General features: G+C 46.9%; 2 protein-coding genes. Both read left to right on the top strand.

Annotated elements, in window-relative coordinates; translation table 11 throughout:
* On the top strand, window positions 1–183 hold a 183-nt coding region (locus tag ACFIK3_RS09840; RefSeq protein ID WP_375676650.1), incomplete at its 5' end, for a hypothetical protein.
* Window positions 180–565, top strand: a 386-nt coding sequence (locus ACFIK3_RS09835; RefSeq protein WP_375676649.1) for a transglycosylase SLT domain-containing protein, incomplete at its 3' end; no start/stop codon positions are given. The genes ACFIK3_RS09840 and ACFIK3_RS09835, both read left to right, overlap by 4 nt.

The following is a 565-nucleotide window of genomic DNA, read 5'->3' as shown; positions in this document are numbered from 1 at the left end:
AAGGATGTTGTCAAATTGTTAACAGGGGGGACACAGATTAAGAATGATCAAATTGTAGCTCTCATTCAACGCATGGTGAAAGCGCATCATAATGGATATGTCACGAAAGAGTGGGTGAAAAAGCGTTTTTCTGATTTGTTTAGATTAAGTGGAAACGAGGTTGTGAGGATGTTTAATCGATGACCCGTTATAGTCCTTCAGTAGATCAAGCGATCCGTCAAGCAGCAGCGCGTTATGGTTTGCCAGAAAGCTATTTGTACCGTGTTGCGCAAGTGGAAAGTGGAGGCAATCCGAATGCAAGGAATCCCCGTTCTTCGGCGGGTGGGTTGTATCAATTTATAGACAGCACCGCCAAACAATATGGTTTGCAGGATCGTTTTGACCCCATGCAAGCGGCAGATGCCATGGGGCGGTTGACGCTTGATAATCGCAATCATTTAAGCCGCCTTTTGGGAAGAGCGCCTAGTGAAGCGGAATTGTATTTAGCCCATCAACAAGGTGCAGGAGGAGCCGCGCGTCTTTTGCAAAATCCCCATGCCAATGCGGCGCAAATTGTTGGCAGCAA

Origin of the sequence: Bartonella sp. CB10SXKL (assembly GCF_042195515.1) — a bacterium.
Taxonomy (GTDB): Bacteria; Pseudomonadota; Alphaproteobacteria; order Rhizobiales; family Rhizobiaceae; genus Bartonella.
This window is presented reverse-complemented; position numbering and strand designations above follow the sequence as displayed.